A 25560-nucleotide genomic window follows, 5' to 3' on the forward strand; every position below is an offset into this window, starting at 1 on the left:
AGGTCTTACGGACGTGGCAGGGATAAAGTGCCCCCCACAACAGTCTGATCGCCGCGCCGCGGCCCAACGATGTGCGGCTGCGCGCCAGGGTCAGCCGTATCGCGAACGGTTCGAGTGTGATCGTGCTCTGACGCCAAGTTCAGACTGGAAACGGGAGACACGCGCCTCCTCCGAACCGGCCGCCTGGACGGGCCTCACTCCAACGTCCCCAGCGCCGCCGCAAACACGCCCGGGTCCGCGTTCCCGCCCGAGATCACCACGACCACCGCGTCGCCGGCGATCTCATCGGCGTGGAACAACGCCGCCGCCAGCGCCACGGCGCCACCCGGCTCGGCCACGAGTTTGAGCCGCAGGAAGGCGAACGCCATCGCCCGCCGCACCTCGTCATCGCTGACCACCAGCCCCGGCCCGCAGAGCCGGTGCATGATCGGAAAGGTCAGCTCGCCCGGTGCCGGCGTGATGATCGCGTCGCAAAAGCCGCCCGCGGTGCGGTCGTTCCGTTCGATCCTGCCCGAGACGAGCGAGCGGGCGACGTCGTCGAACCCCTCGGGCTCCACCGGCCGTACGCGCAGGCCGGGCGCACGGGCCTCGCAGGCCAGCGCGATGCCCGAGGTCAGCCCGCCGCCGCCGCAGCAGACCAGCACGTCGGCCTCGGTCACGCCCTCGGCCGCCGCCTGCGCGGCGATCTCGAGGCCCACCGTGCCCTGGCCCGCGATCACAAGGGGCTCGTCATAGGGCTTGATCAGCGTCAGCCCCCGCTCGGCCGCCAGCCGCGCGCCGATCTCTTCGCGGTCCTCGGTGCTGCGATCGTAGAGCACCACCTCGGCCCCCAGCGCGCGGGTGTTGTCGATCTTGAGCGTCGGCGCGTCCGAGGGCATGACGATCACCGCCGGGGCCCCGTGACGGGCCGCGGCCAGCGCCACGCCCTGCGCATGGTTGCCCGAGGAATAGGCCAGCACGCCGCGCGCCCGCACCTCGGGTTCCAGTGCGGACAGGGCCGACCAGCCGCCGCGGAACTTGAACGACCCGGTGTGCTGCAGGCACTCGGGCTTGACCAGAACTCGGCGCCCCGCGATCTCGTCGAGGAAGGGCGAGCTCAGCAGCGGCGTGCGCCGCACATGGCCGTCCAGCCGCGCGGCGGCGGCCTCGATCTGAGCGATGTTCATCGCATGGACTCCAGCCAGTCGTTCAGCACCGCCAGCGCGGCAGGCTCGTCAAGGAAAGGGATATGCCCGCGATCGGGCACTTTCGCATAATGCATCGACGGGCAGCGGTCGCGCATCGCCTGCGCGCCCGCATCGCTCAGCAGGTTGGAATTGGCGCCGTGGATCAGTGCCAGCGGCAGGCCACACAACGCGTCGAAGAAGGGCCACATGTCCACCGGGTCGGCCTGCATCACCGCCTCGACCGAGTCCCGCAGCCGCGGGTCGTAGCGGATGTCGAGGCCCTGCGGCGTCTCGTCGTAGCTCGCCGTCACCTCGGCCAGCCAGCGCGCCTCGGGCACGTTGTCGAACCCGGCCATGGCGGCGGGGCGGGCGGCGGCGGCCTCGGCCAGGGAGCGGAAGGGCGGGCGCTTGCCGAGATAGGTCAGGATATGCCCCAGCCCGCCGGTTTCCAGCACCGGGCCGACGTCGTTCAGCGCCGCGCCCAGCAACCTGTCCCGCGCCGTCCGGCCCAGCACCATGGCGATCAACCCGCCGCGGGACGACCCCAGAATGGCCGCCTTGTCGATGCCGAGATGGTCCAGCAGTTCCAGCGCATCGCGCCCCTCGTGTATCGGCGTGTAGGTCGACGGCTCCGCCCAGTCCGACCGGCCGCGCCCGCGGTAATCCATCCGGATCTGCCGCACACCGTAGAGATGCGGCGCGACGAACTGGAAATCTCCGGTGTTGCGCGTGAGGCCCGTCAGGCAAAGCAGCGGCAGGCCGTCCCCTTCGTCCTCGTAATACAGCGACAGCCCGTCCGAGGTGGTGAAATGCGGCATGTCAGGCTCCTGCGATCTGCGGAATGTCGGTGAGGTCGGACAGCACGTGATGCGGCTGCCAGGGCAGGCGGTCCATCGGCAGCCCAGCGCGGTTGACCCAGGCGGTCTGGAACCCGAAGCCCACGGCGCAGGCCGCGTCCCAGCCGTTGGACGAGACGAACAGCACCTCGTCACGGGCGCAGCCGAACCGGTCTTCGACCAGCTGGTAGACGGCCGAGGCGGGCTTGAAGACGCCCACGCTTTCGACCGAGAGCACCGCGTCCAGCACCATGGCCAGGCCCGCGCTGTCCACCGCGCCGTCCAGCATGTCGGGCGATCCGTTCGACAGGATCGCCGTCTGCTTGCCCATCGCCTTGAGTGTGGTCAGCATCTTCGGCACCTCGCGATAGGCCGAAAGCTCCCAGTACAGCGCCAGCAGCCGCTCGCGCAGCTCGAGGTCGCCCGCCAGCCCCGCCGCCTCCATCGCCCAGTCAAGGCCGTCCTTCGTGACCTCCCAAAAGGGGGTATGGGCACCGGTCACGGCCCGCAGCCAGGAATATTCCAGCTGCTTGCGCCGCCAGTCCTCGGCCAGCTTTTGCCAGCAGGCCGCCAGCTTGTCGCGGCCCGGCTCCTCGGCGGCCTGCCGCGCGGCGGCGGCGACGTCGAACAAGGTGCCGTAGGCGTCGAAGACACAGGTGGTGATGGTCATGGCTCCCCCCTTTTGCCCGGACCCTGCCACGGGGCGCCGGGGGCGAAAAGGCCAAATGCAGGCGATCCGTTTGCGCCTTGGGCCCAGTCATGGCAAAATGGCCGTTCATTCGAGAACCCGCGCGCCGCGCGGCCTCGCAAAGCCACACGTGAGGGCGGCCAGCATGCGCCAGCCCCGCGGCAAACCCCCACGGGAGATTTCATGACCGAAGTCAAACAGGGCGACACTGTCCAGATTCACTACACCGGTACGCTCGCTGACGGCTCCACCTTCGATTCCAGTGCCGGCCGCGACCCGCTGCAATTCCAGGTCGGATCGGGACAGATCATTCCCGGGCTCGACAAGGCGCTGCCCGGCATGACCGTCGGCGACAGCAAGACCGTCGAGGTGCCCGCAGACGAAGCCTATGGCCAGGCCAACCCCGAGGCGATGCAGCAGATCCCGCGCGACCAGGTGCCGGACGACATCCCGCTGGACCTTGGCACGCGGTTGCAGCTGCAGGGGCCGCAGGGCCAGCCGATCCCGGTGACCGTGACCGAGGTGACGGACGCGCATGTCACGCTTGACGCCAATCACCCGCTGGCCGGCAAGGACCTGACCTTTGCCATCGAGCTGGTCGCCATCGGCTGAGTCTCGGCGATTGATCCGGGCCTTGGGGCGGGGCATCCTGCGTCGGTAACCTTTCTCGTAGGGGCCCAGATGAACCAACGGATCACAGCGCTGCTCGGCTCCATCCGAGAGCTGCAGGAGAGCCTGGAAACCGAGTGGGAGGCGCGCCGACGCGCCTTCCGCTACCGGCTCGAGAACGGCCGCGTGGTGTTCGAGGCCGAGGCGCGCCGCCGCCACCGCGACCTGCGCGTGCGGCTGGGCACCTTCCTGAAACGCACCCGCCCGATGACCGTGATCACCGCGCCGGTGATCTATTCCCTGATCGTGCCCTTCGTGCTGCTCGACCTGATGGTCTGGCTCTACCAGGCGATCTGTTTCCCGGTCTACGGCATCGCCCGCGTCCCGCGCGGCGATTACATCCGCATCGACCGGCACCACCTGGCCTATCTCAACGGGCTTCAGAAACTGAACTGCGTCTATTGCGGCTATTGCAACGGGGTCATCGCCTGGGTCCGCGTCGTCGCCGGCCGGACCGAGGCGTTCTGGTGCCCGATCAAGCACGCGGCCCGCGTCGCGGGCCCGCATGACGACTACGTGCATTTCACCGAATACGGCGATGGCGAAGGCTATGCCGAGGGGCTCGAGGTCTCACGCCGTCGTGTAACGGGTCAGGGCGTCCCCGGTCCGGGCGTGACGGGGCAGGGCGGCCCGGCCGCCTGACCGCTCAGCGCGCGCGGCTGCGGCGCAGGCGGATCACCACGTCGACCTTGGAAATCTCCATCCCCTCGGGCGCCTCGGGCAGGTTCACCAGCTCGATCTGGTCCGAGGGGGCATCGGTCAGCCGCCCTTCGTCCTCCCAGAAGAAATGGGGATGGTCCGTGGTGTTGGTGTCGAAATAGCTTTTCGACCCGTCGACGATGATCTCCTGGATCAGCCCGGCATCGCAGAAGGCGCGCAGGGTGTTGTAGACCGTGGCCAGCGACACCGCCTCTCCGCCCGCCTGGGCGGCGGCGAACAGGCTTTCGGCGGTGACGTGCCGGTCCTGGCCATCGCCCACCAGAAGCGACGCCAGCGCGACGCGCTGCCGGGTCGGGCGCAGGTCGGAATGGCGCAGCCAAGCCGTGCCGCGTTCCGTTGCCATGTCGCGTGGGGTGGGTCTGTGGACCGTCTGGGTCACGTCTTGCCTGCCGTCTTCCTGGAAGTGTTCCGCGATTGTATGTCCCGCGCACCCGATTTTCAAACGGAATCGCGGCATTGCGTCTCGCGGGGCCTGCCAGCGCCCTTGATGCGCGCGCCCGCGGGGTGCTAAGGGGTCTCCGGATCAAGGATAAGGGAGCCGACGCGATGTCCCAGTACCCGAGCAGTTTCGACAAGGACGGCCTTCTGGCCTGCGCACGCGGAGAGCTCTTCGGCCCCGGCAACGCCCAGCTGCCCGCGCCGCCGATGCTGATGATGGACCGTATCACCGAGGTCTCTGCCGACGGCGGGGCGCATGGCAAGGGGCATATCCTGGCCGAGTTCGACATAACGCCCGACCTGTGGTTCTTCGAGTGCCACTTTCCCGGCAACCCGATCATGCCCGGCTGCCTTGGGCTCGACGGTCTGTGGCAGCTCACCGGCTTCAACCTCGGCTGGCGCGGCTGGCAGGGGCGCGGCTATGCGCTGGGCGTGGGCGAAGTGAAGCTGAAGGGCATGGTGCGTCCCGACCGCAAGATGCTGAGCTACAAGGTGGATTTCACCAAGGCCATCCAGACCCGCCGCCTGACCATGGGCGTCGCCGACGGCATCGTCGAGGCGGATGGCGAGGTGATCTACGAGGTCAAGGACATGAAGGTGGCGTTGAGCGAGAGTTGAGGTGTCAATCCTCGCTTAAGCGTTTGTTGAATCGGGCTTCTTGGTATCTCAGCGGGCCGTCCGCAAGTTTGTAATTGACGGCTCGACCTACCAATTGACCGTAGGCTGACTTCTGCAACATCGGATGCACTTTTAACATTCCGTTTCTTTCGGTGATTGCGATGAGCGAAGCGTCAAAGAGAGCATGCAGATCCCGCCGCAGGATAAGGCTGTTGTCCGGTCTTTCGAACATCGCTTCACCGGTGTGCGGTATCACGTGAGCGGCTTCCAATGCTTCGGATACACGGCATCCGGTTACGACGCAGCGACCTTGATGCCTAGCCATTGCAGCTTCGCGAAACTTCTGCTGGCCCGGGCGGGCTTTCGATAGAGCTGCCCGCCTCTGCGCGTCTGCGGAAAGAATTTCGGCCTTGTTGGTCTTTAGGGCCTTGTCCCAATCAGACTCATAGTGGTCCGCAATATGTTGCGGGACAGGAGTGGTGCTTTGGCCCTTTGAAAGCGCTGCTTCTTCCTTTGCCATACCCCACCAAAGAGCATCGAGAGTCCAAAGGTCGACCGAAAGCTCTTTGGCCAAAGCCAACAACGTTTTATTCAGGATGTGATACTGCTCGCCCTTCGAGCTTGCTCTTGGGAAGACTGGCCACAAGCCGGAAGCCTGCATAACTTTCTGGGAAACTCCATTCCAAACCCCAAATGCATTGGGTTTGGACAAGAGTAGGATAGGAGAAATGGTCGCGATCCCGAGATGCTCAAAAGTCAGCGCATCGTCGACGCGTTGGGCGATTGGTTGCGAGTGGTCGACTAGTTTGCTGATCGTATCCAGCAACTTTGGCATGTCCGACAGCAGCGCGGTCTTGTGCCGGTCAAGGCCGGTCCAATGCTTGTTGTGTCGAAATGAAAGAAAGTCCTCAAAATCACCGCGCGTCATTCGGTGAACGTTGCCAGACTGAAAAATTGGGGTGAATCTGGTGAGAACAGCTTCTCTGTTTGCGAGAATGCCACTCACTTCGGAATCGGACCTTGCTGATAGCAATGTGCTTCGTAGGTTGGAGTTCAGCATAAAAAATCCTAAGTGTATTTGAGTGACGCCAAGAGCTTTGCGTTCGACTTCAGGCAGGACATCAGTGTGGTGTCAACGATCGATCGCTCTGCCACCATCCTTGCACCTCCCCCCGCCAATGCCCTAGATAGAGCCCAGCCAAACCAAGGGAGGCTTCATGCGCCGCGTCGTCGTCACAGGGCTGGGGATCGTCTCGTCCATCGGGAACAATGCCGAAGAGGTCACGGCCTCCCTCAAGGCCGGCCGGTCGGGCATCCGCGCAAGCGAATCCATGGCCGAGCACGGCTTTCGCAGCCGGATCGCCGGGGATCTCAAGATCGACGTCTCCGAACATGTAGACAAGCGCACGCTGCGCTTCATGGGGCCGGGGGCGGCCTATGCGCATATCGCCATGGGCCAGGCTATCGCCGATGCCGGGCTGACCGAGGATGACATCGTCAACCCGCGCACCGGGCTGGTGGCGGGGTCCGGAGGGCCCTCGACCAGCGCCATGTTCACCGCGCACCAGACCGTGCTGAGCAGCGGCGCGACCAAGCGGATCGGGCCCTTTGCCGTGCCGAAATGCATGTCCTCGACGATCAGCGCCAACCTCGCGACCGCCTACAAGATCAAGGGGATCAACTACTCGATCACCTCGGCCTGCTCGACAAGCTTGCATTGCATCGGCAACGCGGCCGAACAGATCATGCTGGGCAAGCAGGACGTCATGTTCGCCGGCGGTGGCGAGGAACTGGACTGGACGCTGTCGTGCCTCTTCGACGCCATGGGCGCGATGAGCTCCAAGTACAACGACACGCCGGAAACGGCGAGCCGCGCCTTCGACGCGGGTCGGGACGGGTTCGTGATCTCGGGCGGCGGCGGCATCGTGGTGCTGGAAGACCTAGACCATGCGCTGGCGCGGGGCGCCAAGATCTACGCCGAGGTGACGGGCTATGCCGCGACCTCGGACGGGCACGACATGGTGGCCCCGTCGGGCGAGGGCGGCGAGCGGGCCATGCGACTGGCGCTGGACACGCTGCCCGAAGGCCGCACCGTCGGTTACATCAACGCGCACGGCACCTCGACCCCGGTCGGCGACGTGGGCGAGGTCGAGGCGGTGCGCCGCGTCTTCGGCACTGGCAGCACGCCGCCGATCAGCTCGACCAAGTCGATGACCGGCCACGCGCAGGGCGCGGCCGGCGCGCTTGAGGCGATTTTCTGCCTGCTGATGCTCGACCAGGATTTCATCGCGCCGTCGATCAACGTCGAGACGCTCGACCCGGCGATCAACGAGGGCGAGATCGCCCTGAGCCTCGTCGAGAACGCGGGCCTCGACACGGTCATGACCAATTCATTCGGCTTCGGCGGGACCAACGGGTCCATGCTTCTTTCAAAATACAACGGATAATACGAAAATGACGGGACAGCTGGCGGGCAAGCGCGGCCTGATCATGGGGGTGGCGAACGACCGCTCCATCGCGTGGGGGATTGCCAAGGCCATGGCCGCGGCGGGCGCCGAGCTGGCGTTCAGCTACCAGGGCGAGGCCTTCGGCAAGCGGCTGGAGCCGCTGGCGCAAAGCGTCGGCTCGGATTTCATGGTCGACATGGACGTGACCGACGACGCGGCGCTGGACGCAGGCTTTGCCGCGCTGGCCGACCGCTGGCCGACCATCGACTTCCTCGTCCATGCCATCGCCTTCTCGGACAAGTCCGAGCTGACCGGCCGGTTCATCAACACCAGCCGTGCCAACTTCAAGCATTCCATGGACATCTCGGCCTATTCCTTCATCGAGGTGGCGCGCCGCGCCTATCCGCTGATGAAGGAAGGCGGCGGCACGCTGCTGACCCTGACCTACCAGGGGTCCAACAAGGTCGTGCCGAATTACAACGTGATGGGCGTGGCCAAGGCGGCGCTGGAAAGCTGCACGCGCTACCTCGCCAATGACCTCGGTCCCGACGGCATCCGCGTCAACGCGATCAGCCCCGGCCCGATGAAGACGCTGGCGGGCGCAGCCATCGGCGGCGCGCGCAAGACCTACAAGCACACCGACATGAACGCCCCGCTGCGCGCCAACGCGACGCTCGAGGCGGTGGGCGGCACGGCGGTCTACTTGGCCTCGGACGCGGGCGCCTGCACGACCGGAGAGATCATCCACGTCGACGGCGGCTTCCACGTCCTCGGCATGCCGCAGGCCGAGAACCTCTAGGACCCACGCCGCGGTTTCAGCGTGCACGACCATGTCGGAAACCGGCGCGGGGAACTTCGCGCCGGCCCAAATCGTTATCTTTCTGAACAGATTGGAAGGAGACGACGATGACATACGCGCTTACCCTGCGACAGATCGAAGCCGTAACGCCAGATGTGCACCGACTGGTGTTCGACAAGCCCGAGGGCTTCGATTTCGAGCCCGGCCAGGCCGTCGACCTGGCGCTCGACAAGGACGGCTGGCGCGATGAGAAGCGTCCTTTTACCTTCACCAGCCTGCCGGTCGACACCGAGCTGGAATTCACCATCAAGTCCTACCCCGAGCATGACGGCGTGACCGAGCAGATCGGCCAGATGAAGCCGGGCGACAAGGTGCTGATCGACGCCCCCTGGGGCGCCATCAGCGACGAAGGGCCGGGCTATTTCATCGCCGGCGGCGCGGGTGTCACGCCCTTCATCGCCATCCTGCGCAAGCGACTGACGGACAAGGGCACGCTCGAGGGCTGCACGCTGATCTTCTCGAACGAGACCGAGGAGGACATCATCCTGCGGCAGGAGTTCGAGCAGATGCCGGGCCTCAGGACGCTGTTCACCGTGACCGATGACGACAAGGCCAATGGCGTGCTGCACCGGATGATCGACAAGGACTTCCTGTCCCGCGTGATCGAGCCGGAGCACGGCCACTACTACATTTGCGGACCGGACAAGATGATCGAGGCGATTTCGGACGCGCTGAAGGAACTGGGCGTCGACGAGAAGCGGATCGTCACCGAAGATTTCGACTGAGCCGCGCGCCACAAGGACGCAAACGGGCCGGGGGCGATTGCCTCCGGCCCTTTTTGTGTCACGGTGCCGGGAAAGGAGGCGCGGATGAAGGCGGTTGTACTCGGCGCATACGGGCTGATCGGCGCGGCCTGCCTGCGGGAGCTGGAGGCCGACGGGTTCGACGTGGTGGCCGTGGGCCGTGACGCGGCGGCAGCCCGGCGGGTGATGCCCGACGCAGACTGGCGTATCCATGACCTGGCCTCGCTGGAGGCTGCGGGCTGGTCGGCACTGGTGGCGGGGGCGGACGTGGTGGTGAACGCCTCGGGCGCCTTGCAGGACGCCGGACGCGACGACCTGTCGGCGATCCATGATAGCGCCGTGCAACGACTGGTGGCGGCGCTGGACGGCTCGCGCACCCGGCTCGTGCAGATCTCGGCGGCCGGGGTGACGGAGGACGCCCCCACGGCCTTTTTCCGCACCAAGGCCCGGGGCGACGCGGCGATTATGGACAGCGCGCTCGACTGGGTGATCCTGCGCCCGACCCTGGTGATCGGCCGCGCGGCCTATGGCGGCACGGCGCTGGTCCGCGCGGCGGCGGCGCTGCCGGTCGCACTGCGGTTCCTGCCCGGCGTGCCGGTGCAATGCGTCGCGCTCGAAGACGTGGCGCAGGCGGTAGTTCTGGCAGCGCGGGGCAGGGTGCCCGGCGGCACCCTCGCGGACCTGACCGAACCCGGATCGCAGGACATGCCCGCCGTGGTCGCGCGCTTCCGCGCCTGGCTTGGCCTGCCGCCCGCGCGGCTGGCGCTGCCCGTTCCTGGTTGGATGCTGACATGTGTTGGGGTCTGCGCGGATGCGCTGGGCCGACTTGGCTGGCGGTCCCCCCTGCGCAGCAATGCCGTCGCGGCGATGCGCGCCGGCATCACCGGCGATCCGGGCCCTTGGGCGGCGGCCGGAGGCCCGCCCTGCCGCAGCCTGGACGACACGCTCGCCGCCCTGCCGTCCAACGTGCAGGAGCGCTGGTTCGCCCGCAGCTACGTCCTGTTTCCCCTCGCCATCGCGGTCCTGTCGCTATTCTGGCTCGTCTCTGGCCTCGTCGGCCTGTGGCACTGGCGCGCGGCAACCGAGGTGCTGGCCACGCGCGGCGTCTCTCCGGCGCTCGCGCCGGTCCCGGTGATCGGCGGCGCCCTGGCCGACATCGCCCTCGGTCTCGCGATCCTCTGGCGGTCCTGGCTGCGCCCGGCGGCGCTGGGCATGGTGGCGCTGTCGCTCGGCTACCTCGGGGCTGGAACGATGGTGACACCCGATATCTGGGCCGACCCGCTCGGCCCCTTCCTCAAGGTGCTGCCGGGGGTGGTCCTCGCGCTCTGGGTCGCCGCGCTGGCGGAGGACCGATGATCGAGCTCCTGCGCTACCTCCACGTGATCGGCGCGACGGTGCTCTTCGGCACGGGGGCGGGGATCGCCTTCTTCATGGTCATGTCCCACCGTAGCCGCGACCCGGCGCTTATCGCCCACGTGGCGGGGATCGTCGTGCAGGCCGACACGGTCTTCACCGCAACGGCGGCCCTGGCGCAGCCGGTCACCGGCATCCTGCTGGCCTGCGCGCTGGGCTGGCCCCTGTCCGAGCCCTGGCTGCTGCTGTCGCTTGCGCTTTATGTGGTGGTCGGCGCCTTCTGGCTGCCGGTGGTCTGGATGCAGCTGCGCATGCGAGACCTCGCGCGCGCAGCCCGCGACACCGGCCAGCCGCTGCCCGCCGCCTATCACCGGCTCTATCGCCTGTGGTTCGCCTTCGGGGTCCCGGCCTTCTTTTCGGTCATGGCCATCCTCTGGCTCATGCTGACCCGCCCCGTGTTCTGAGCGGTTTCGGATCGCCAAGGCGATCCGACCCGCGCGGGGGCGCTGCCCCCGCACCCCCGAGGTATTTTTGAAACAATGAAGCCAAGGGCGCGTCACGCCAGCTTCATTGTTTTCCAAATACCTCTGCCGGAGGCATCTGTCGGGGGCGGCCTTCAGGTCGGCCCCGGCGGATTTTCTGTCAAGTGCCGCTGACCGGGGTCAGAACCACTGGCCCGGTTCCATCAGCCCGAGATCCAGCAGCTGCCGCGAATGCCATTCGAAGGGCGTCGAATTGTGCCAGCGGAAGGACCGGATGTCGAAGGTCGACCCCGGGTTGCGCTTGAGCGCCTTGGCGGTGCGAAAGCTGGCGATGGCGGCCGTCAGGTTGTTGTGCCAGGGGCAGGCATAGGTGTTGTATTCCTCGTCCGAGAAGGTGTGATCGGGCCGCAGTTTCAGCCCCGCCCGCGCCTTGAACAGCGCGATGCGGTCGATCTTGCGCCGCTCGGCTGGGACATGTTCCTCGAACCGCCAGCGCAGCCCGCCGAAGAAATCGAGCTGCCGTTCCTTGGGGTGGTTGTGGTTCGCCGGGTCCGGCCGGGCCAGCGCGTAATAGCCCGACTTGTCGAGGTAGGCCGCGTCCAGCGACACCGCGTTGGGGTATCGGTTCAGGTCGTCGGCGTAGAGGTCGACCACATAGGCCAGCATCGCATCGCGCCGCTCTTCCGTGTGAAAAGCCAGCATCTCGCCGATCGAGCGGGTCTCGCAGAAGGGGTAGAAGAGATACTCCGCGTTGTAGCAGTAATACATCCAGACCCCCGGCGCCGCGGCCATCACCGCGTTGACCGCCGTCTCGAGCGCCGCCTCGCGGGTCATGTCGTAGCGGATGCGGTGCACCGCCCCCTTGAGGTCCGGCGCCAGCGGGAAGTCGTCGGGCATGAAGCTCAGCAGCGTGCGGAAGCCCGATTGCCGGTGGTGGCGCAGGGTGGTGTCGATCTCTGCCTCGTCCTCGCAAAAGACCATCGCCACCGGCCCCTTGGCCAATGCCGCGCTGCCCTTGGACAGGAAATCCGACAACCCTTCGTAGTGCATACCGCCTCCTGATCGGGACCTTGGCCAGATTCGGTGAAAAATCGGTGCATTGCAAGCGGCCCCCCCGATGGGGTAGACCGGCGTCCTGAACAGGAACTGCACCCGGGCAGAGGGCCAGATCATGACCGAACCGCGCAAGCTTTTCATCAAGACCTACGGCTGCCAGATGAACGTCTACGACAGCGAGCGCATGGCCGAGGCCATGGGCGGGCAGGGCTATGTCGAGACGCAGGACCCGGCCGAGGCGGACATGATCCTGCTGAACACCTGCCACATCCGGGAAAAGGCGGCGGAAAAGGTCTACTCCGAGCTCGGCCGTTATAAGGCGCTGAAGGCGGAAAAGCCCGATCTCAAGATCGGTGTCGCCGGTTGCGTCGCCCAGGCCGAGGGCGAAGAGATCATGCGCCGCCAGCCGCTGGTCGACCTGGTGGTCGGCCCGCAAAGCTACCACCGCCTGCCCGAGCTGGAGGCGAAGGCGCGGAGCGGGGCCAAGGCGCTCGACACCGATTTCCCGGTCGAGGACAAGTTCGAACACCTGAAAGCGCGCCCCAAGGCCAGGCGTGGCCCGACCGCTTTCCTGACGGTGCAGGAAGGCTGCGACAAGTTCTGCGCCTTCTGCGTCGTGCCCTACACCCGCGGGGCCGAGGTCAGCCGGCCCGCCCCCCGCGTGCTGACCGAGGCGCGCGACCTGGTCGAGCGCGGGGTGCGCGAGATCACGCTGCTGGGACAGAACGTCAACGCCTACCACGGCCATGACGGCGGGCTCGCGGGCCTTATCCGCGAGCTGGCGGCGATCGACGGGCTGGAGCGCATCCGCTTCACCACCAGCCACCCCAACGACATGGACGACGCGCTGATCGCGGCCCATGGCGAGGTCGACAAGCTCATGCCCTACCTGCACCTGCCCGTGCAATCGGGCAGCGACCGCATCCTCAAGCGGATGAACCGCCAGCATACGGCCGACCAGTACCTCAAGCTGATCGAGCGCCTGCGCTCCGTCCGACCCGACCTGCACATGTCGGGCGATTTCATCGTCGGCTTCCCCGAAGAGACCGAAGAAGACTTCCAGGTGACGCTCGACCTGGTCGAGGCGGTGCAATACGGCTCGGCCTTCTCGTTCAAGTACTCCGCCCGTCCCGGTACGCCCGCTGCCGAACGGCCACTGGTGGACCAGGCCGAGGCGGACGAACGGCTGCAACGGCTGCAAGCGCTGCTGACGCGCCAGCAACGCGCGCTGCAGGATGCCATGGTCGGCCGCGAGGTCGGGGTTCTTTTCGAGAAGGCGGGCCGCATGCCGGGCCAGCTGGTCGGCAAGTCCGACTACCTGCACGCGGTCCACGTCGCCGATGCCGGCGCGCGGATCGGAGAGATCGCCCGCGTGAAGATCGTCGAGAGCGGGCCGAACTCGCTCAGGGGTGTTCTCGTCTGATCCGGAAACGATTCGCGCGCCGAAGGGGAACGGTTCACAACCTGCAAGGGCCCGATTTGTCCGGTCTTCGGCGAAAAGCATCGCGTTCGACGGATATTGTTTCGGGATGTTGGTCAATTATTCGCATTTCTTTACCCAAGGACGGCATAAGGGTAATTTGTCTCTTGGGAACCCGGGTCGAGGGTGCGGATGGCAGATCTGCCGACGTCACTGCCCCTTCGGGATATGTCTGCCGTTGAAAGGGTATTGAAATGAAAGCACTCCTTATCGCCTCCGCGCTGCTCGCAAGCGGCCTGGCCACTCAAGTCGCCGCAGAGAAATACACGCTGCGCGCCGACGGGAACACCATGATCGTCAGCTGCTTCCGCGGCCCGTGGAACGACGTGATCTGGGACCGTCCGAACTCCAACTTCATCGATAGCCTGATCGATTTCGGCTATGATTACCCGAACGCCCATGCGATTGCCGAGCGGGTGTGCCGCGACGACCTCCTCGTCCACGACAAGGAAGCGATGAAGGCCGAGATGATCCGCATCTACAACGAATCGCCCGAGATCCGCAGCTCGAACCGCCGGCTGAAAAGCAACTGATCCGGCGTGCCGGGGCCGCGGCCCCGATGAGCACTTCGCAGGGCCGTTCCGGATTCCGGGGCGGCCCTTTGCGTTGCCGGGCGGCACCAGGGGCAGGGCGATCGGGCCGCGCCGGCCGCGCCCGGCCGGTCATCCGCCGGTCCCCGGCGGTGACGAACGGGCTGCTTCAATTCCGGGCCGCATCCCGCCGGGCGCGGCCTTTTTCGTTTCATTTTCGTGAACCGGGCCCCGCGGAACTTGCGCGACGGCCCCCGGCTTGGCACCATCGAGACACAACACCTAGCAGGAGGACCTGAGTGTCCATCGACACGTTGACGCCACCGCCCGCCACAGCCGAGACCAAGGACACCTGGCTCGAGTTTCCCGACAACCGATTGCTTGTCGAACTTTGCGGCGAATACGACCGCAACCTGGCCGAGATCGAGCGCAAGACCGATGTTCAGCTCGTGCGGCGCGGCAACCAGATCGACGTGATGGGCACGCCCGAGGCCCGGACCGAAGCGGCCGGCATCCTGCGTGCCCTCTATTCCCGCCTCGAGGCCGGCAAGACGGTCGAACTGGCCGACATCGACCGCGAGCTGCGCATGGGCGGCGAGGACAGCGGCCCGGCGCTGGCCGGTGACCAGCTTGACATGTTCCCCGGCGGCCAGGTCGAGATCAAGACCCGCAAGAAGATGGTCGAGCCGCGGACCGAGGCGCAGAAAGCCTATGTCCGCAACCTCTTCAACAACGAGCTCGGCTTCGGCATCGGCCCGGCCGGCACCGGCAAGACCTACCTCGCCGTGGCCGTGGGCGTGTCGATGTTCATCGAGGGCCACGTGGACCGCATCGTGCTCAGCCGCCCCGCAGTCGAGGCGGGCGAAAAGCTCGGCTACCTGCCCGGCGACATGAAGGACAAGGTCGATCCCTACATGCAGCCGCTCTACGACGCGCTGAACGATTTCCTGCCCGGCAAGCAGGTCGCCAAGCTGATCGAGGAGAAGCGGATCGAGATCGCCCCGCTCGCCTTCATGCGCGGCCGGACCCTGTCGAACGCCTACGTGGTGCTGGACGAGGCGCAGAACGCCACCTCCATGCAGATGAAGATGTTCCTGACCCGCCTCGGCGAGGGCTCGCGCATGGTCATCACCGGCGACCGCTCCCAGGTCGACCTGCCGCGCGGCGTGACCTCGGGCCTGCATGACGCCGAGCGGCTGCTGGGCGACATCAAGGGCATCAGCTTCAACTATTTCACCGCGAAGGATGTGGTGCGTCACCCGCTGGTGGCCAAGATCATCGAAGCCTACGACAAGGACAGCTGAGCGAAGGGACGCCGCCGCGCCCTTTCCCCTTGCGCGCCGGCCCGGGGCAGGGCACAGCCCCGGCCAGACGCGCCGATCCCCCTTCATCTTGCCCCTAAACTCCGGGGGTGTGGGGGCTGGCCCCCACTTGTGCAACGGCCCGATGCTGACCGACACTCTGATCGAAGACCCCCGCTGGGACACGGCGGACCTCCCGGCCCTGGCCGAACGCGCGGCGCGCGAAACGCTCGCGCACCTGTCCCTTGACCCCGAGGCGCATGAGATCGCGATCCTGGCCTGCGACGACGCCCGCATCGCGGTGCTGAACGCCGAGTTCCGGGGCAAGCCCGCGCCGACCAACGTGCTCTCCTGGCCGGCCGAAGAGCTTGCCTCCGAGACCCCCGGCGGCCAGCCTGACCTGCCCGATCCCGGCCCCTTCGGCGAAGATCCGCTCGAACTGGGTGACATCGCCATCAGCTTCGACACCTGCACGCGCGAGGCGGCCGAGGCCGGCAAGCCCATGGCGGACCACGTGACGCACCTGGTGGTTCACGGAATCCTCCATCTTTTGGGCTACGATCACGTCCGCGACGCCGATGCCACATTGATGGAACGGCTCGAGGTGGAAATACTTGGCAAAATGGGTCTGGCTGACCCATATACTTGACGGATGGGCCGCGATCACGGCGGCCGACAAGACGAAGGGTCCGCGATTTCCGCGGATCTGGCGAACAGAGCGAGAGAGATGGACGGGACAGACGGGTCCTCTAGTGCAGCGCAGGGCGCGCTCACTGACGAGATCGACGACCAGGCGGGGGGCTTCCTCGGCCGCTGGTTCAAGGCCAAGCGCAACGGTGACGCGGACGACGCGGACATGCGCGACGACACGGCCCCGGCACGGGCCAATGGCCCGCACGGCATGATCAACCTGCGCACCAAGCGGGTCGAGGACGTGATGGTGCCAAAGGTGGACATCATCGCGGTGCCCGACACGATCACCAAGGCCGAGCTGGTCGAGGTGTTCCGCGAATCGGGCCTGACGCGCCTGCCGGCCTATACCGGTACGCTCGACACGCCCGTCGGCATGGTCCACCTCAAGGATTTCGCGCTGAAACACGGCTTCAACGGCAATGACGACAGCTTCGACCTGCGCGGCGGGCTGCGGCCGCTGCTCTACGTGCCACCCTCCATGCCCATCGGTGTGCTGCTGACCAAGATGCAGACCGAACGCCGGCACATGGCGCTTGTGATCGATGAATACGGCGGCGTGGACGGGCTGGTGACGATCGAGGACCTGATCGAACAGGTGATCGGCGACATCGAGGACGAACACGACATCGACGAGGACAAGTTCTTCGTGACCGAGAAACCGGGGCAATACCTGGCGCTTGCCAAGACCCCGCTCGAGGACTTCGAGAAAGCCATCGGCATGGACCTGACCGGCAACCCCGACATCGACGACGAGGAAATCGATACTCTCGGCGGCCTCGTCTTCATGCTCGCCGGCCGCATCCCGGCGCGCGGAGAGGTCGTGACCCACCCCGACGGGCCCGAGTTCGAGGTGGTCGATGCCGATCCGCGCCGCATCAAGCGCCTGCGCGTGCGGCTGGACCCGCCGGCCGAAGCCGCCTGAGACAATGCCCCTGCGCCTGCCGGAACGCCGCCGCGCGCGGATCGGCCTTGCCGGGCTGGCCGGGGCAGGGCTGGGGCTTGGCATGGCGCCCTTCGGCCTCTGGCCACTCACGCTGGTCGGGATCGGCATTGCCGGCCTCCTCTTCGCATCGGCCCCGACCTGGCGCGTGGCGGCCCGTGACGGCTGGGCTGTCGCCTCCGCGAGCTACCTCGTGTCGATGCACTGGATCGTCGAGCCCTTCCTCGTCGACATCGCCCGCCACGGCTGGATGGCCCCCTTCGCGCTGATCTTCCTCGCCGCTGGCCTCGCGCTCTTCTGGGGCGCGGCCTTTGGCTTGGCGCACCGCCTCACCCTTTCATTATTCCAAAAATACTCCAGGGGAGTCGCCCATGGCGACGGGGGCAGCGCCCCCTTTGCCCCGCTCTCGGCGCTTGCAACGCTGACGCTCTGCCTTGGCGGCGCCGAATGGGTGCGTGGCCATATCTTCACCGGGTTTCCCTGGAATCTGCCCAGCCAGATCTGGCTGGACCTGCCCGCCGCGCAGCTGGCCAGCACCTTCGGCGCCTATGGCCTGACGACGCTGACCTTCGCGCTGGTCCTGCTCCCGCTGGGCCTTGCGCTCTCGGGTCACGCCCGCATGGCCGCCGCGACGGGTTTCGTGGCGCTGGCTGCGGCGACGCTGACCCCGGTCCCGCCGGCCCCCGCCACGGCACCGGATGCCCCGCGCGTCCGCCTCGTGCAGCCCAACGCGCCGCAGCACCAGAAATGGGACCCGGCCTTCATGCCGGTCTTCTTCAACCGGCTGGTCGAGGCCTCGGCCGCAAGCCCGCGCCCCGATCTCATCGTCTGGCCCGAAACCGCCGCCCCGGGCCTTCTGAACACGACCCAAGAGGCGCTGGCCTATGCGGCGGACATGGCCGGCGGCGTGCCCATCGTCACCGGCGCCCCGCGGGTGGACGCGGCCGGCAATTACCTCAACTCGGTCGTGGTGCTGGACGCGGGCGGTGCGCCCGTCACCACCTATGACAAGCACCACCTGGTGCCCTTCGGCGAATACCTGCCCCTCGGGGACCTCCTGCGCCGCTTCGGCCTGTCGGCCATGGCGGATCTTTATGGCGGCGGCTTCACCGCCGGCCCCGGCCCGCGGCTGATCGACGCCGGCCCGGTCGCGGACGTGCTGCCGTTGATCTGCTACGAGGCGGTCTTTCCCCGGGATGTCTCGCGCGCGCCGGCCCGCCCCCGGGTGCTGCTGCATCTCACCAACGATGCCTGGTTCGGCAACTTCTCGGGGCCCTACCAGCACCTCGCCCAGTCCCGGATGCGCGCGATCGAGCAGGGGCTGCCGTTGCTGCGTGCCGCAAACACGGGCGTCTCCGCCGCCATCGACGCGCGGGGGCAGGTCATTGCCAGCCTTGCCCTCAACACCGACGGCCATCTCGACGTGGCGCTGCCCACCGCCCGCCCGCCGACGCCCTATGCCCGCTGGGGCGACCTGGCGTCGCTGCCGCTACTCGCGGCACTGGTCCTGCTGGCGTTGGCGACAGGCCACAGGCGCGCACGTCCCTGAAACTTGTCCGCGTCTGCGCCATTGACCCCGGATTCCCAGCGGTCTAGGCAGGGTGAGCCCCGCCGCAACGGCTTCCTGGCGCGACGGGCGAACCCCCAATGGAGCACCCCCATGTCACGACAAAATTACACTTTCACCTCGGAATCCGTCTCCGAGGGGCACCCGGACAAGGTCTGCGACCGGATTTCCGACGCGGTCCTCGATGCCCTGCTGGCCGAAGAGCCGGAGGCGCGCGTGGCATGTGAAACCTTCGCGACCACCAACCGCGTGGTGATCGGCGGCGAAATCGGCCTTTCCGACCAGGCCAAGCTGGCCGAGTACATGGAAGGCATGGACCAGATCGCCCGCGACTGCATCCGCGACATCGGCTACGAGCAGGACAAGTTCCACTGGCAGACCGTCGAGGTCACCAACCTGCTGCACGAACAATCCGCCCATATCGCGCAGGGCGTCAACGCGGCCGAGAACAAGGACGAGGGCGCAGGCGACCAGGGCATCATGTTCGGCTATGCCACCAACGAGACCGACGCGCTGATGCCGGCGCCGATCCAGTTCGCCCATGCGATCCTGCGCCGCCTCGCCGAGGTGCGCAAATCGGGGCAGGAGCCGACGCTGGGCCCCGATGCCAAGTCGCAGCTGTCGGTGCGCTACGTCGATGGCCAGCCGGTCGAGGTCAGCTCGATCGTGCTCTCGACCCAGCACCTGGATGAAAGCATGACCAGCGACGACGTGCGCGCCGTGGTCGAGCCCTATATCCGCGAGACGCTGCCCGAGGGCTGGGTCACGCCGAACACGGTCTGGCACGTGAACCCGACGGGCAAGTTCGTCATCGGCGGTCCCGATGGCGATGCCGGCCTCACCGGGCGCAAGATCATCGTCGACACCTACGGCGGCGCGGCCCCGCATGGCGGCGGCGCGTTTTCGGGCAAGGATCCGACCAAGGTGGACCGCTCGGCCGCCTATGCGGCGCGGTACCTCGCCAAGAACGTCGTGGCCGCGGGCCTTGCCGACAAGTGCACGTTGCAGCTGAGCTATGCCATCGGCGTCGCGCGCCCGCTGTCGATCTACGTGAACACCCATGACACCGGCAAGGTGGACGAGGCCGAGATCGAGGCCGCCATCTCCAAGGTCATGGACCTCACCCCGCGCGGGATCCGCACGCACCTCGCGCTCAACAAGCCGGTCTACCAGCGCACCGCGGCCTATGGCCATTTCGGGCGCGAGCCCGATGCGGATGGCGGCTTCAGCTGGGAAAAGGTCGACCTGGCCGAGGCGCTGGCCAAGGCGCTCTGATCCGCGATCTTTGCGGAAACATGGCAACGAGAAAGGGCGCCACGCGGCGCCCTTTGCATTTTCGCCTCCATGTCCTGCATGTCAGCTGGTCTGTGGCTGCCCCAGCACGCGCGAACGGTAGTATTCCTGCACGGCCGCCTTGCGCTGCTCCTGGTCCTCGGTGCTGAGGGTCTCGTCCTTGCGCTCGAGCAGGGCATAGCCGGCATAGGGGTTGTGCTTGGCCTTGCGTGCGCCGCCGCCGACCTTGGGCAGCCCGCTCTCGGCCAGGCCACCGCCATGACCGCCGCCCATGCCGCCATGCGGCGAGGGGCCGTAGTTGTTTTCGTCCGGCGTCGAGGGCAGGCACATGAACACGAGATAAAGGATCCAGCCGATCATCGGGATGAACAGGAAGAAGTAGAAGAAGCCCGATTTGTTGCTGTCGTGCAGCCGGCGGATGGTCACCGCGAGGGTCGGAAAGAAGGTCAGCAGCGACAGGATCGGTGTCCAGAAGGACCAGAAGCCCACGCTGTCCGGCGCGATGTAGCCTTCGGCGTAGCCGAACTGCATCATGGTCGAGATGTCGGCGGCGACGGCGGCGCAATAGACGAGGCCCTGCACCAGCGACCACCACCAGAACTCCGAGCGCGAGGCGCGCCCGCTGAACCGAAAGCTCTTGAAAATGACTGATTCTACGGCCTTGATCGGACCCATATCCCTGCTCCGTGCTTCTTGGCCGATACGCGGCCATAGTCCCCTTGGTCACCTGAAAGGTCACAGAGGCGGATGGCCTGCTTAGGGCAGAAGCGGTGCAAGTTTGTGGCGTTTCGCTCGCAGGTGGCGCGGTTCAGAGCAGGGAAAGGAAGGCATCGACGCCTTCGGACCCGATCGACCAGTCGCAGACCAGCCGCGCCCGCAACCGCGCGTCGGGATCGCCACTGTCCACGGGGCTGCCATCGGTGATGCCGTAGACCGCGCCCGCGCGCTTGAGCCGCGCATGCAGCCGGCGCGGCGCGGTGAAGAAGATCATGTTGGCATCGACATCATAGAGGATCTCGATCTCGTTGTGCTTTCGCAGCCCCTCGGCCAGCCGCGCCGCCGCGGCATTGGCCGCCCGCGCCGTATCAAGCCAGAGATCGTTCTTGAGATAGCCCAGCAGCTGCGCCGAGAGGTAGCGGTGCTTGGACAGCAGGTGCCCCGACCGCTTGCGCCGCAGCTCGAATTCCCAAGCGTGTTTCGGGTCGAAGAAAAGCACCGCCTCGACCCCGAGGCAGCCGTTCTTGGTGCCGCCGAAGGACAGCGCATCCACGCCCGCGCGCCAGGTCATCTCGGCCGGGGTGCAATCGAGAGCCACCAGCGCATTGGCAAAGCGGGCGCCGTCCATGTGCACCGGCTGCTCAAAGGACTTGGCCACGCCGCAGATCGCGCGGATTTCCTCGAGCGTGTAGACGGTGCCCTGCTCGGTCACCTGGGTGATCGAGACCGGCCCGCGCTGGTGCATGTGGACAAAGCCCTCCTGCGTCTCGGCCATGACGCGGCGCAGCGCCTCGGCTGGGATGCGGTCCGTCGTGCCCACGGGCACCAGCCGCGCGCCGGCGGTGAAGAACTCGGGCGCGTTGCATTCGTCCTCGAAGATATGGGCGACGGGGCTGCAATAGATGCCCTGCCAGGGCTCGGACAGGGTGGCGAGGGCCAGGGAATTGGCGGCTGTACCGGTGGCGACCAGCTGCACGTCGGCCTCGGGCGCCTCGAAGACCTCGCGCAGGCGCGTGCGCAGGTCCGACATCCAGCCGTCGTTGCCATAGGCCATGGCGTGGCCGGTGTTGGCCTCGGCCAGGGCCTCCATGATCTGGCTGGGCACCGGGCCGGAATTGTCGGATGCAAAGAACATCAGGGAAACCTTCCTGTCGCGGGTCATTGGTGAACCCCGGCGCGCGGGATTGCAAGGGGGGCTCAGACCGGCTCGTCGATGATGTGGTCTTCCCAATCCTCGTCGGCGACCTCGTATTCCGACACGGTCCGGTGCCACATCGACACGCCGGCCTTGTGCACGCTCTCGGCCGTGCCGGTCAGCAGCGGGTGCCAGTCGGGCAGGGGCCTGCCCTGCCACAGCAGCTTGTAGGCGCAGGTCTCGGGCATCCAGTACAGGTTCTCCGCCATGTTGGACGGGCTGAGGACGATGCAATCGGGCACGAACTGGTGGCGGATCGGGTATTGCGAGCAGCGGCAGGTCTCGTCGTCGAACAGCCGGCAGGCGACACAGGTCAGGGCGACCTCGCCGGTGTCCTCGTCCTCGAGCTTGTTCATACAGCACTTGCCGCAGCCGTCACACAGCGCCTCCCACTCGGGCTTGGACATCTGGGTCAGCCGCTTGCGTTCCCAGAAACGCGGCGCGAGGCCGGCGCGGTCGATGGGATCGTCGCTCATGTGTCGGCCAGGATCCTGCGTGCCTCGGCGCAATCGGCATCCATCTGGGCGATCAGCGCGTCAAGGCCGTCGAATGTCAGCTCGGGCCGCAGGTACTCGACCAGCGCGATCGACAGCAAGGCACCGTAGAGATCGCCGGTGAAATCGAACAGGAACGTCTCGAGGTTCGGAACCTCGCCGCCGAACATCGGCCGCACGCCGAGACTCGCGGCGCCGTGGTACTGGCCCTTGTGGGGACCGTCCCGCACCTCGACCAGCACGGCGTAGACGCCGAGCTTGGGCAGGTGCAGCCCGTCCAGCGCCATGTTCGCGGTGGGATAGCCCAACTCGCGGCCGCGCTGCTCTCCGCCGATCACGATGCCTTCGATCCGGTGCCAATGACCCAGCTGGGCTGCGGCATCGCGCGGGCGGCCGTCGCTCAGCGCCTCGCGGATCGCGGTCGAGGAGATCTCGAGCCCGCCGATGTCCTTGAGCCCCGCGATCGTGACGCCGAACCCCATCTCGGCGCCGAACCGCACGAGGTCCGCGGCCGTGCCTGTCCGCCCCTTGCCGAAACAGAAATCGGCTCCGACCACGACATGGCGCAGCCCCAGCCCGTCGCGGATCACGCGACGCGCGAACTCCTCGGGCGTCAGCGCGGCAAGGGCGGCGTTGAAATTCAGCTCGTACAGCCGGTCCACCCCCAGCTTCTGCAGCCGCGAGGCCCGCGCCGCCCGGCCCATCAGCCGGAACGGCGGGGCCTTTGGTGCGAAATACTGGCGCGGATGCGGCTCGAAGGTCATCACCCCCAGCGGCGCGCCGATCTTTTCCCCGGCCGCGCGGGCCAGGTCGATCACCGATTGGTGGCCAAGATGCACGCCATCGAAATTGCCGATGGCGACGCTGGCGCCCCGGTCTTCGGGCTCGACGAACTGGTAGTCACGGACGATACGCATGGGCCTGAGGTACCGCCCCCCGTGGCCGGGCGCAAGCGGTTCCGACGGGCAGGGAAGGGGGCCAGCCCCCTCGGCGCGTGCCGCGCCTCACCCCCGGAGTTTACGGGCACAATGAAGGGCGGATCGGCGCCCCTGTCTTCATTGTTTCGAAAATACCTTGGGGGGAGCGCGCCTGCGCGCGGGGGGCAACGCCCCCCATTCCGTCAGTCGAACTTGCGCGACGGGGCGAGGACGACCGCCTCGCCGATCAGGACCTTCTTGCCGTCGACCTTGCAGCGGCAGTCGAGGGTCACGCGGCGCTTTGCGTGGTCGATTCCGATGACTTCGACTTCGGCCAGCACCATGTCGCCGGGGCGCACCGGGCCGAGGAATTTCAGCGTCTGGCCCATGTAGACGGTTCCGTGGCCGGGCAGCTGTTCGCCGATAACGGCCGAGATGAGGCCCGCGGTCAACATCCCATGGGCGATGCGCCCTTCAAAGATCGTGTCCTGCGCATAGGCATCGTCAAGGTGCACGGGGTTCCGATCGGTCGAGACCTGGGCGAACATCTCGATATCCTCGTCGGTCACGACTTTGCGCAGGTGGCGCGTCATGCCCATCTCGATATCTTCGATGCAGATCGTGCCACGGGGCAGGTTGTCCAACATTTCACCCTCCGAATGCTGCGGGTGCGAAAGAAATAATGGACCTCTTGGGTCAAAGTCAACGAAAGAATATTACCTTGCGCAATATCCTTTCGTCGTGCTTGCGTGATGTCAGCGCAGGGCACCGATGCTGTAGGTGGGGCTGTAATCCTGGGTTGCCAGCCAGTCGCGCAGGGCCGCCTCGTCCGGGTCGGTGTCGGTCTTCGTCTCTTCGCGCGCCAGCCCGCCGGTGATGAAAAGCGAATCGATGCCCTCGCCCTGTGCCCCCGCGATATCGGTCAGGATGCCGTCGCCGATGGCGAGGATGCGGTCGTCCGAGGCCAGCTTGCCGATCTCGGACAGGCGCCGGCGGGCGAGGTCGTAGATCGGCGGATGCGGCTTGCCGAAGTAAAGGCTCTCGCCGCCCATCTCGGTATAGAGCTTCGCCACCGCGCCGGCGCACCATTCGCGGCTGTCGCCGCGGTCCACCACGATATCGGGGTTGGCGCAGATCAGCTTGAGCCCGTTCTGCTTGGCCAGCATCAGCTGCGGCTTGACCGCCTCGGGGTCGGCATGCGGATCGAACGGCCCGGTGCAGACGATGCCGGTGGCGTCTTCGAGCTCCACCCGTTCGATCTGAACCGGGTCCTCGATGACATGCAGCGGGTCGAAGAAGGTCAGGTCCTGCGGCGCGCCCATGAACCAGACCTTGTCGCCCACGGCCCCGGTGAACATCGCCGCGCGGGCGGCATCGCCCGAGGTGGTGATCGTGTCGTAGCAATCCTCGGGCACGCCGAAGGTCACCAGCTGCTTGGCCGTCTCGTGGCGCGACCGGGGGGCGTTGGTCAGCAGGCAGACCGTGCCGCCTGATGCCTTGTAGGCCCGCAGCGCCTCGACTGCCTCGGGGAAAGCCGTGACGCCGTTGTGCACGCAGCCCCAGAGGTCGACGAGCAGCGCGTCGTAGGGGGCGGCGATCTCGGCGAGGGAGGAGACGATGCGGGTCATGGCGGGCCTTTCTGGTTGCGCGGGTCCGGTATGCCGCAGCGCGTGCGGCTTGGCCACCGGGAAACGCGGGACGGGCAGACATCGGTCAAACGCGCGGCGGGCAGGATTTGTTCACGCGCCTGTGGCCTGCCTTGGCGCGGCCGGAGGCATCGCGCGGCCTGGCGCGCATGAGGCGATGCAAGATCCTGAAAATGCAGGAAAAAGCCGAGAAGCGCCTCGTCTGTTGGCCGCGCTGGGTGGCGAGGTTTCGCCATCCCCAGGGCGGGGCTGCCCCGCGGGAAAGGAAAGCATTCGAACCACTCTCTAAACATTCCATCTTGAGAATGTATATAGGCAGGGAAGCGCGCGGATATCCGCATCAAGGAGAAGACGGATGAAAGCACTCACACTGGCTGCGGCCCTGGTTCTCGGTGCCTCGGCCATGGCTTACGCCGATCATGCCAACCCCTGGGCGGGCGAGGACGACGATGTCAACGCGCAGTACCACGAGGCGAACCAGGCCTTCAGCGCCGACCGTCCCGGCGAGGACGAGATGAGAGGCCGCCAGGTGCAGACCGTCAGCGACAAGGCCGGACAGGGCCAGTCGAACGGAGGCATGGGGCTGTCGAAGGGTTTCGCGATGAACCAGGGCGGCAAGGGCAGCGCGGGCAAGGGCGGCTAGACCTGACGCCATCTCGCGTCTTGCAAGTCACATCGCGGCGGCCCTGGCGGTCGCCGCGATGCGCGGGGC

28 protein-coding genes and 1 riboswitch are annotated in these 25560 nt (G+C 66.8%); of the genes, 16 read left to right on the plus strand and 12 right to left on the minus strand.

The genetic code is table 11. From position 1 onward, the window contains the following. Positions 1 to 194 precede the first annotated feature (194 nt). Genes MF270_RS00765 through MF270_RS00775 form a run of 3 tightly spaced genes read right to left on the minus strand, consistent with a single transcriptional unit; the run spans position 195 to position 2672 of the window. A complete protein-coding gene (locus MF270_RS00765; RefSeq protein WP_238363940.1) occupies positions 195 to 1166 on the minus strand; it encodes a threonine ammonia-lyase in 972 nt (323 codons plus the stop codon). Further along, entirely contained in the window at positions 1163 to 1984 is an 822-nt protein-coding gene (locus MF270_RS00770) for an alpha/beta fold hydrolase (protein ID WP_238363941.1), read from the minus strand. Before MF270_RS00770 ends, MF270_RS00765 begins: the two co-directional genes overlap by 4 nt. Before the next feature lies 1 nt (position 1985). Next, positions 1986 to 2672, minus strand: a complete 687-nt coding sequence (locus MF270_RS00775) for a haloacid dehalogenase type II (RefSeq protein WP_238363942.1) — start codon at positions 2670 to 2672, stop codon at positions 1986 to 1988. A 201-nt stretch (positions 2673 to 2873) separates the two neighbouring features. On the opposite strand from MF270_RS00775, the gene MF270_RS00780 reads away from it, so the two are divergent. Both MF270_RS00780 and MF270_RS00785 read left to right on the plus strand, forming a co-directional pair. Continuing rightward, the gene (locus tag MF270_RS00780; RefSeq protein WP_238363943.1) at positions 2874 to 3302 is read left to right on the plus strand and encodes an FKBP-type peptidyl-prolyl cis-trans isomerase; all 429 of its coding nucleotides are present in this window, start codon (positions 2874 to 2876) and stop codon (positions 3300 to 3302) included. A 69-nt stretch (positions 3303 to 3371) separates the two neighbouring features. Then, on the plus strand, positions 3372 to 4001 hold the full coding sequence (locus tag MF270_RS00785) for a hypothetical protein (protein ID WP_238363944.1): 630 nt from the start codon (positions 3372 to 3374) through the stop codon (positions 3999 to 4001). A gap of 4 nt (positions 4002 to 4005) precedes the next feature. Here MF270_RS00785 and irrA read toward each other — a convergent pair whose 3' ends face one another. Further along, entirely contained in the window at positions 4006 to 4422 is a 417-nt protein-coding gene (irrA, locus tag MF270_RS00790; protein ID WP_238363945.1) for an iron response transcriptional regulator IrrA, read from the minus strand. A gap of 203 nt (positions 4423 to 4625) precedes the next feature. Here irrA and fabA point away from each other — a divergent pair, with 203 nt between their 5' ends. After that, a complete protein-coding gene (gene fabA, locus MF270_RS00795; protein ID WP_238363946.1) occupies positions 4626 to 5135 on the plus strand; it encodes a bifunctional 3-hydroxydecanoyl-ACP dehydratase/trans-2-decenoyl-ACP isomerase in 510 nt (169 codons plus the stop codon). Positions 5136 to 5139: 4 nt separating this feature from the next. Here fabA and MF270_RS00800 read toward each other — a convergent pair whose 3' ends face one another. After that, positions 5140 to 6063, minus strand: coding sequence for an HNH endonuclease signature motif containing protein (locus MF270_RS00800; RefSeq protein WP_238363947.1), 924 nt, complete (start codon positions 6061 to 6063; stop codon positions 5140 to 5142). A 289-nt stretch (positions 6064 to 6352) separates the two neighbouring features. On the opposite strand from MF270_RS00800, the gene fabB reads away from it, so the two are divergent. From fabB to MF270_RS00825, 5 genes are all read left to right on the plus strand, one after another. After that, the gene (fabB, locus tag MF270_RS00805; protein WP_238363948.1) at positions 6353 to 7582 is read left to right on the plus strand and encodes a beta-ketoacyl-ACP synthase I; all 1230 of its coding nucleotides are present in this window, start codon (positions 6353 to 6355) and stop codon (positions 7580 to 7582) included. Between the two features lie 7 nt (positions 7583 to 7589). Continuing rightward, the gene (locus MF270_RS00810; protein WP_238363949.1) at positions 7590 to 8381 is read left to right on the plus strand and encodes an enoyl-ACP reductase FabI; all 792 of its coding nucleotides are present in this window, start codon (positions 7590 to 7592) and stop codon (positions 8379 to 8381) included. A gap of 107 nt (positions 8382 to 8488) precedes the next feature. Further along, complete coding sequence (locus MF270_RS00815) at positions 8489 to 9166, plus strand: FAD-binding oxidoreductase (protein WP_238363950.1); 678 nt, start codon at positions 8489 to 8491, stop codon at positions 9164 to 9166. A gap of 84 nt (positions 9167 to 9250) precedes the next feature. After that, positions 9251 to 10540 carry an SDR family oxidoreductase gene (locus tag MF270_RS00820; RefSeq protein WP_238363951.1) on the plus strand — a complete coding sequence of 430 codons (1290 nt, stop codon included), beginning with the start codon at positions 9251 to 9253 and terminating at the stop codon, positions 10538 to 10540. Further along, the gene (locus MF270_RS00825; RefSeq protein WP_238363952.1) at positions 10537 to 11001 is read left to right on the plus strand and encodes a DUF2269 family protein; all 465 of its coding nucleotides are present in this window, start codon (positions 10537 to 10539) and stop codon (positions 10999 to 11001) included. Before MF270_RS00820 ends, MF270_RS00825 begins: the two co-directional genes overlap by 4 nt. A 198-nt stretch (positions 11002 to 11199) precedes the next feature. Here the strand turns inward: MF270_RS00825 and MF270_RS00830 are convergent, their stop codons facing one another. Beyond that, a complete protein-coding gene (locus tag MF270_RS00830) occupies positions 11200 to 12069 on the minus strand; it encodes a hypothetical protein (RefSeq protein ID WP_238363953.1) in 870 nt (289 codons plus the stop codon). A 121-nt stretch (positions 12070 to 12190) separates the two neighbouring features. Between MF270_RS00830 and miaB the strand changes: the two genes are divergently transcribed. From miaB to metK, 7 genes are all read left to right on the plus strand, one after another. Beyond that, positions 12191 to 13498: a tRNA (N6-isopentenyl adenosine(37)-C2)-methylthiotransferase MiaB gene (gene miaB / locus MF270_RS00835; protein ID WP_238363954.1), complete on the plus strand. Its 1308-nt coding sequence runs from the start codon at positions 12191 to 12193 to the stop codon at positions 13496 to 13498. A 251-nt stretch (positions 13499 to 13749) separates the two neighbouring features. Continuing rightward, positions 13750 to 14088 carry a hypothetical protein gene (locus MF270_RS00840; protein WP_238363955.1) on the plus strand — a complete coding sequence of 113 codons (339 nt, stop codon included), beginning with the start codon at positions 13750 to 13752 and terminating at the stop codon, positions 14086 to 14088. A gap of 296 nt (positions 14089 to 14384) precedes the next feature. After that, positions 14385 to 15389 (plus strand): PhoH family protein, encoded by a 1005-nt coding sequence (locus tag MF270_RS00845; RefSeq protein WP_238363956.1) that lies wholly within the window; start codon positions 14385 to 14387, stop codon positions 15387 to 15389. A 142-nt stretch (positions 15390 to 15531) separates the two neighbouring features. Further along, positions 15532 to 16035 (plus strand): rRNA maturation RNase YbeY, encoded by a 504-nt coding sequence (gene ybeY, locus MF270_RS00850; protein WP_238363957.1) that lies wholly within the window; start codon positions 15532 to 15534, stop codon positions 16033 to 16035. 78 nt (positions 16036 to 16113) lie between these two features. After that, positions 16114 to 17001, plus strand: a complete 888-nt coding sequence (locus MF270_RS00855; protein ID WP_238363958.1) for a hemolysin family protein — start codon at positions 16114 to 16116, stop codon at positions 16999 to 17001. Positions 17002 to 17005: 4 nt separating this feature from the next. After that, positions 17006 to 18568 (plus strand): apolipoprotein N-acyltransferase, encoded by a 1563-nt coding sequence (gene lnt / locus MF270_RS00860; RefSeq protein ID WP_238363959.1) that lies wholly within the window; start codon positions 17006 to 17008, stop codon positions 18566 to 18568. Positions 18569 to 18624: 56 nt separating this feature from the next. Next, a riboswitch (SAM-SAH riboswitch) is annotated at positions 18625 to 18674 on the plus strand. Between the two features lie 5 nt (positions 18675 to 18679). After that, positions 18680 to 19861, plus strand: coding sequence for a methionine adenosyltransferase (gene metK / locus MF270_RS00865; RefSeq protein ID WP_238363960.1), 1182 nt, complete (start codon positions 18680 to 18682; stop codon positions 19859 to 19861). Between the two features lie 81 nt (positions 19862 to 19942). Here metK and MF270_RS00870 read toward each other — a convergent pair whose 3' ends face one another. From MF270_RS00870 to MF270_RS00895, 6 genes are all read right to left on the minus strand, one after another. Continuing rightward, positions 19943 to 20554, minus strand: coding sequence for a DUF805 domain-containing protein (locus MF270_RS00870; protein ID WP_238363961.1), 612 nt, complete (start codon positions 20552 to 20554; stop codon positions 19943 to 19945). Positions 20555 to 20687: 133 nt separating this feature from the next. Then, positions 20688 to 21731 (minus strand): threonine aldolase family protein, encoded by a 1044-nt coding sequence (locus MF270_RS00875; RefSeq protein ID WP_238363962.1) that lies wholly within the window; start codon positions 21729 to 21731, stop codon positions 20688 to 20690. Positions 21732 to 21793: 62 nt separating this feature from the next. Next, positions 21794 to 22267, minus strand: a complete 474-nt coding sequence (locus MF270_RS00880; protein ID WP_238363963.1) for a YcgN family cysteine cluster protein — start codon at positions 22265 to 22267, stop codon at positions 21794 to 21796. After that, positions 22264 to 23202 (minus strand): bifunctional riboflavin kinase/FAD synthetase, encoded by a 939-nt coding sequence (locus MF270_RS00885; protein ID WP_238363964.1) that lies wholly within the window; start codon positions 23200 to 23202, stop codon positions 22264 to 22266. The genes MF270_RS00880 and MF270_RS00885 overlap by 4 nt, the downstream gene beginning before the upstream one ends. Before the next feature lie 203 nt (positions 23203 to 23405). After that, entirely contained in the window at positions 23406 to 23849 is a 444-nt protein-coding gene (locus MF270_RS00890; protein WP_238363965.1) for a MaoC family dehydratase, read from the minus strand. Between the two features lie 108 nt (positions 23850 to 23957). Continuing rightward, entirely contained in the window at positions 23958 to 24830 is an 873-nt protein-coding gene (locus MF270_RS00895; protein WP_238363966.1) for a TIGR01459 family HAD-type hydrolase, read from the minus strand. 373 nt (positions 24831 to 25203) lie between these two features. On the opposite strand from MF270_RS00895, the gene MF270_RS00900 reads away from it, so the two are divergent. Next, the gene (locus tag MF270_RS00900) at positions 25204 to 25491 is read left to right on the plus strand and encodes a hypothetical protein (RefSeq protein WP_238363967.1); all 288 of its coding nucleotides are present in this window, start codon (positions 25204 to 25206) and stop codon (positions 25489 to 25491) included. Positions 25492 to 25560 lie beyond the last annotated feature (69 nt).

This window comes from Mesobacterium pallidum, from assembly GCF_019966535.1.
Taxonomy (GTDB): domain Bacteria; phylum Pseudomonadota; class Alphaproteobacteria; order Rhodobacterales; family Rhodobacteraceae; genus Mesobacterium; species Mesobacterium pallidum.

Bases quoted from the DNA above. Each gene is read 5' to 3' on its own strand.
- MF270_RS00765 (WP_238363940.1), bottom strand. From the start codon at position 1,166: ATGAACATCGCTCAGATCGAGGCCGCCGCCGCGCGGCTGGACGGCCAT.
- MF270_RS00770 (WP_238363941.1), bottom strand. From the start codon at position 1,984: ATGCCGCATTTCACCACCTCGGACGGGCTGTCGCTGTATTACGAGGAC.
- MF270_RS00775 (WP_238363942.1), bottom strand. From the start codon at position 2,672: ATGACCATCACCACCTGTGTCTTCGACGCCTACGGCACCTTGTTCGAC.
- MF270_RS00780 (WP_238363943.1), top strand. From the start codon at position 2,874: ATGACCGAAGTCAAACAGGGCGACACTGTCCAGATTCACTACACCGGT.
- MF270_RS00785 (WP_238363944.1), top strand. From the start codon at position 3,372: ATGAACCAACGGATCACAGCGCTGCTCGGCTCCATCCGAGAGCTGCAG.
- irrA (WP_238363945.1), bottom strand. From the start codon at position 4,422: ATGGCAACGGAACGCGGCACGGCTTGGCTGCGCCATTCCGACCTGCGC.
- fabA (WP_238363946.1), top strand. From the start codon at position 4,626: ATGTCCCAGTACCCGAGCAGTTTCGACAAGGACGGCCTTCTGGCCTGC.
- MF270_RS00800 (WP_238363947.1), bottom strand. From the start codon at position 6,063: ATGACGCGCGGTGATTTTGAGGACTTTCTTTCATTTCGACACAACAAG.
- fabB (WP_238363948.1), top strand. From the start codon at position 6,353: ATGCGCCGCGTCGTCGTCACAGGGCTGGGGATCGTCTCGTCCATCGGG.
- MF270_RS00810 (WP_238363949.1), top strand. From the start codon at position 7,590: ATGACGGGACAGCTGGCGGGCAAGCGCGGCCTGATCATGGGGGTGGCG.
- MF270_RS00815 (WP_238363950.1), top strand. From the start codon at position 8,489: ATGACATACGCGCTTACCCTGCGACAGATCGAAGCCGTAACGCCAGAT.
- MF270_RS00820 (WP_238363951.1), top strand. From the start codon at position 9,251: ATGAAGGCGGTTGTACTCGGCGCATACGGGCTGATCGGCGCGGCCTGC.
- MF270_RS00825 (WP_238363952.1), top strand. From the start codon at position 10,537: ATGATCGAGCTCCTGCGCTACCTCCACGTGATCGGCGCGACGGTGCTC.
- MF270_RS00830 (WP_238363953.1), bottom strand. From the start codon at position 12,069: ATGCACTACGAAGGGTTGTCGGATTTCCTGTCCAAGGGCAGCGCGGCA.
- miaB (WP_238363954.1), top strand. From the start codon at position 12,191: ATGACCGAACCGCGCAAGCTTTTCATCAAGACCTACGGCTGCCAGATG.
- MF270_RS00840 (WP_238363955.1), top strand. From the start codon at position 13,750: ATGAAAGCACTCCTTATCGCCTCCGCGCTGCTCGCAAGCGGCCTGGCC.
- ybeY (WP_238363957.1), top strand. From the start codon at position 15,532: ATGCTGACCGACACTCTGATCGAAGACCCCCGCTGGGACACGGCGGAC.
- MF270_RS00855 (WP_238363958.1), top strand. From the start codon at position 16,114: ATGGACGGGACAGACGGGTCCTCTAGTGCAGCGCAGGGCGCGCTCACT.
- lnt (WP_238363959.1), top strand. From the start codon at position 17,006: ATGCCCCTGCGCCTGCCGGAACGCCGCCGCGCGCGGATCGGCCTTGCC.
- metK (WP_238363960.1), top strand. From the start codon at position 18,680: ATGTCACGACAAAATTACACTTTCACCTCGGAATCCGTCTCCGAGGGG.
- MF270_RS00870 (WP_238363961.1), bottom strand. From the start codon at position 20,554: ATGGGTCCGATCAAGGCCGTAGAATCAGTCATTTTCAAGAGCTTTCGG.
- MF270_RS00875 (WP_238363962.1), bottom strand. From the start codon at position 21,731: ATGTTCTTTGCATCCGACAATTCCGGCCCGGTGCCCAGCCAGATCATG.
- MF270_RS00880 (WP_238363963.1), bottom strand. From the start codon at position 22,267: ATGAGCGACGATCCCATCGACCGCGCCGGCCTCGCGCCGCGTTTCTGG.
- MF270_RS00885 (WP_238363964.1), bottom strand. From the start codon at position 23,202: ATGCGTATCGTCCGTGACTACCAGTTCGTCGAGCCCGAAGACCGGGGC.
- MF270_RS00890 (WP_238363965.1), bottom strand. From the start codon at position 23,849: ATGTTGGACAACCTGCCCCGTGGCACGATCTGCATCGAAGATATCGAG.
- MF270_RS00895 (WP_238363966.1), bottom strand. From the start codon at position 24,830: ATGACCCGCATCGTCTCCTCCCTCGCCGAGATCGCCGCCCCCTACGAC.
- MF270_RS00900 (WP_238363967.1), top strand. From the start codon at position 25,204: ATGAAAGCACTCACACTGGCTGCGGCCCTGGTTCTCGGTGCCTCGGCC.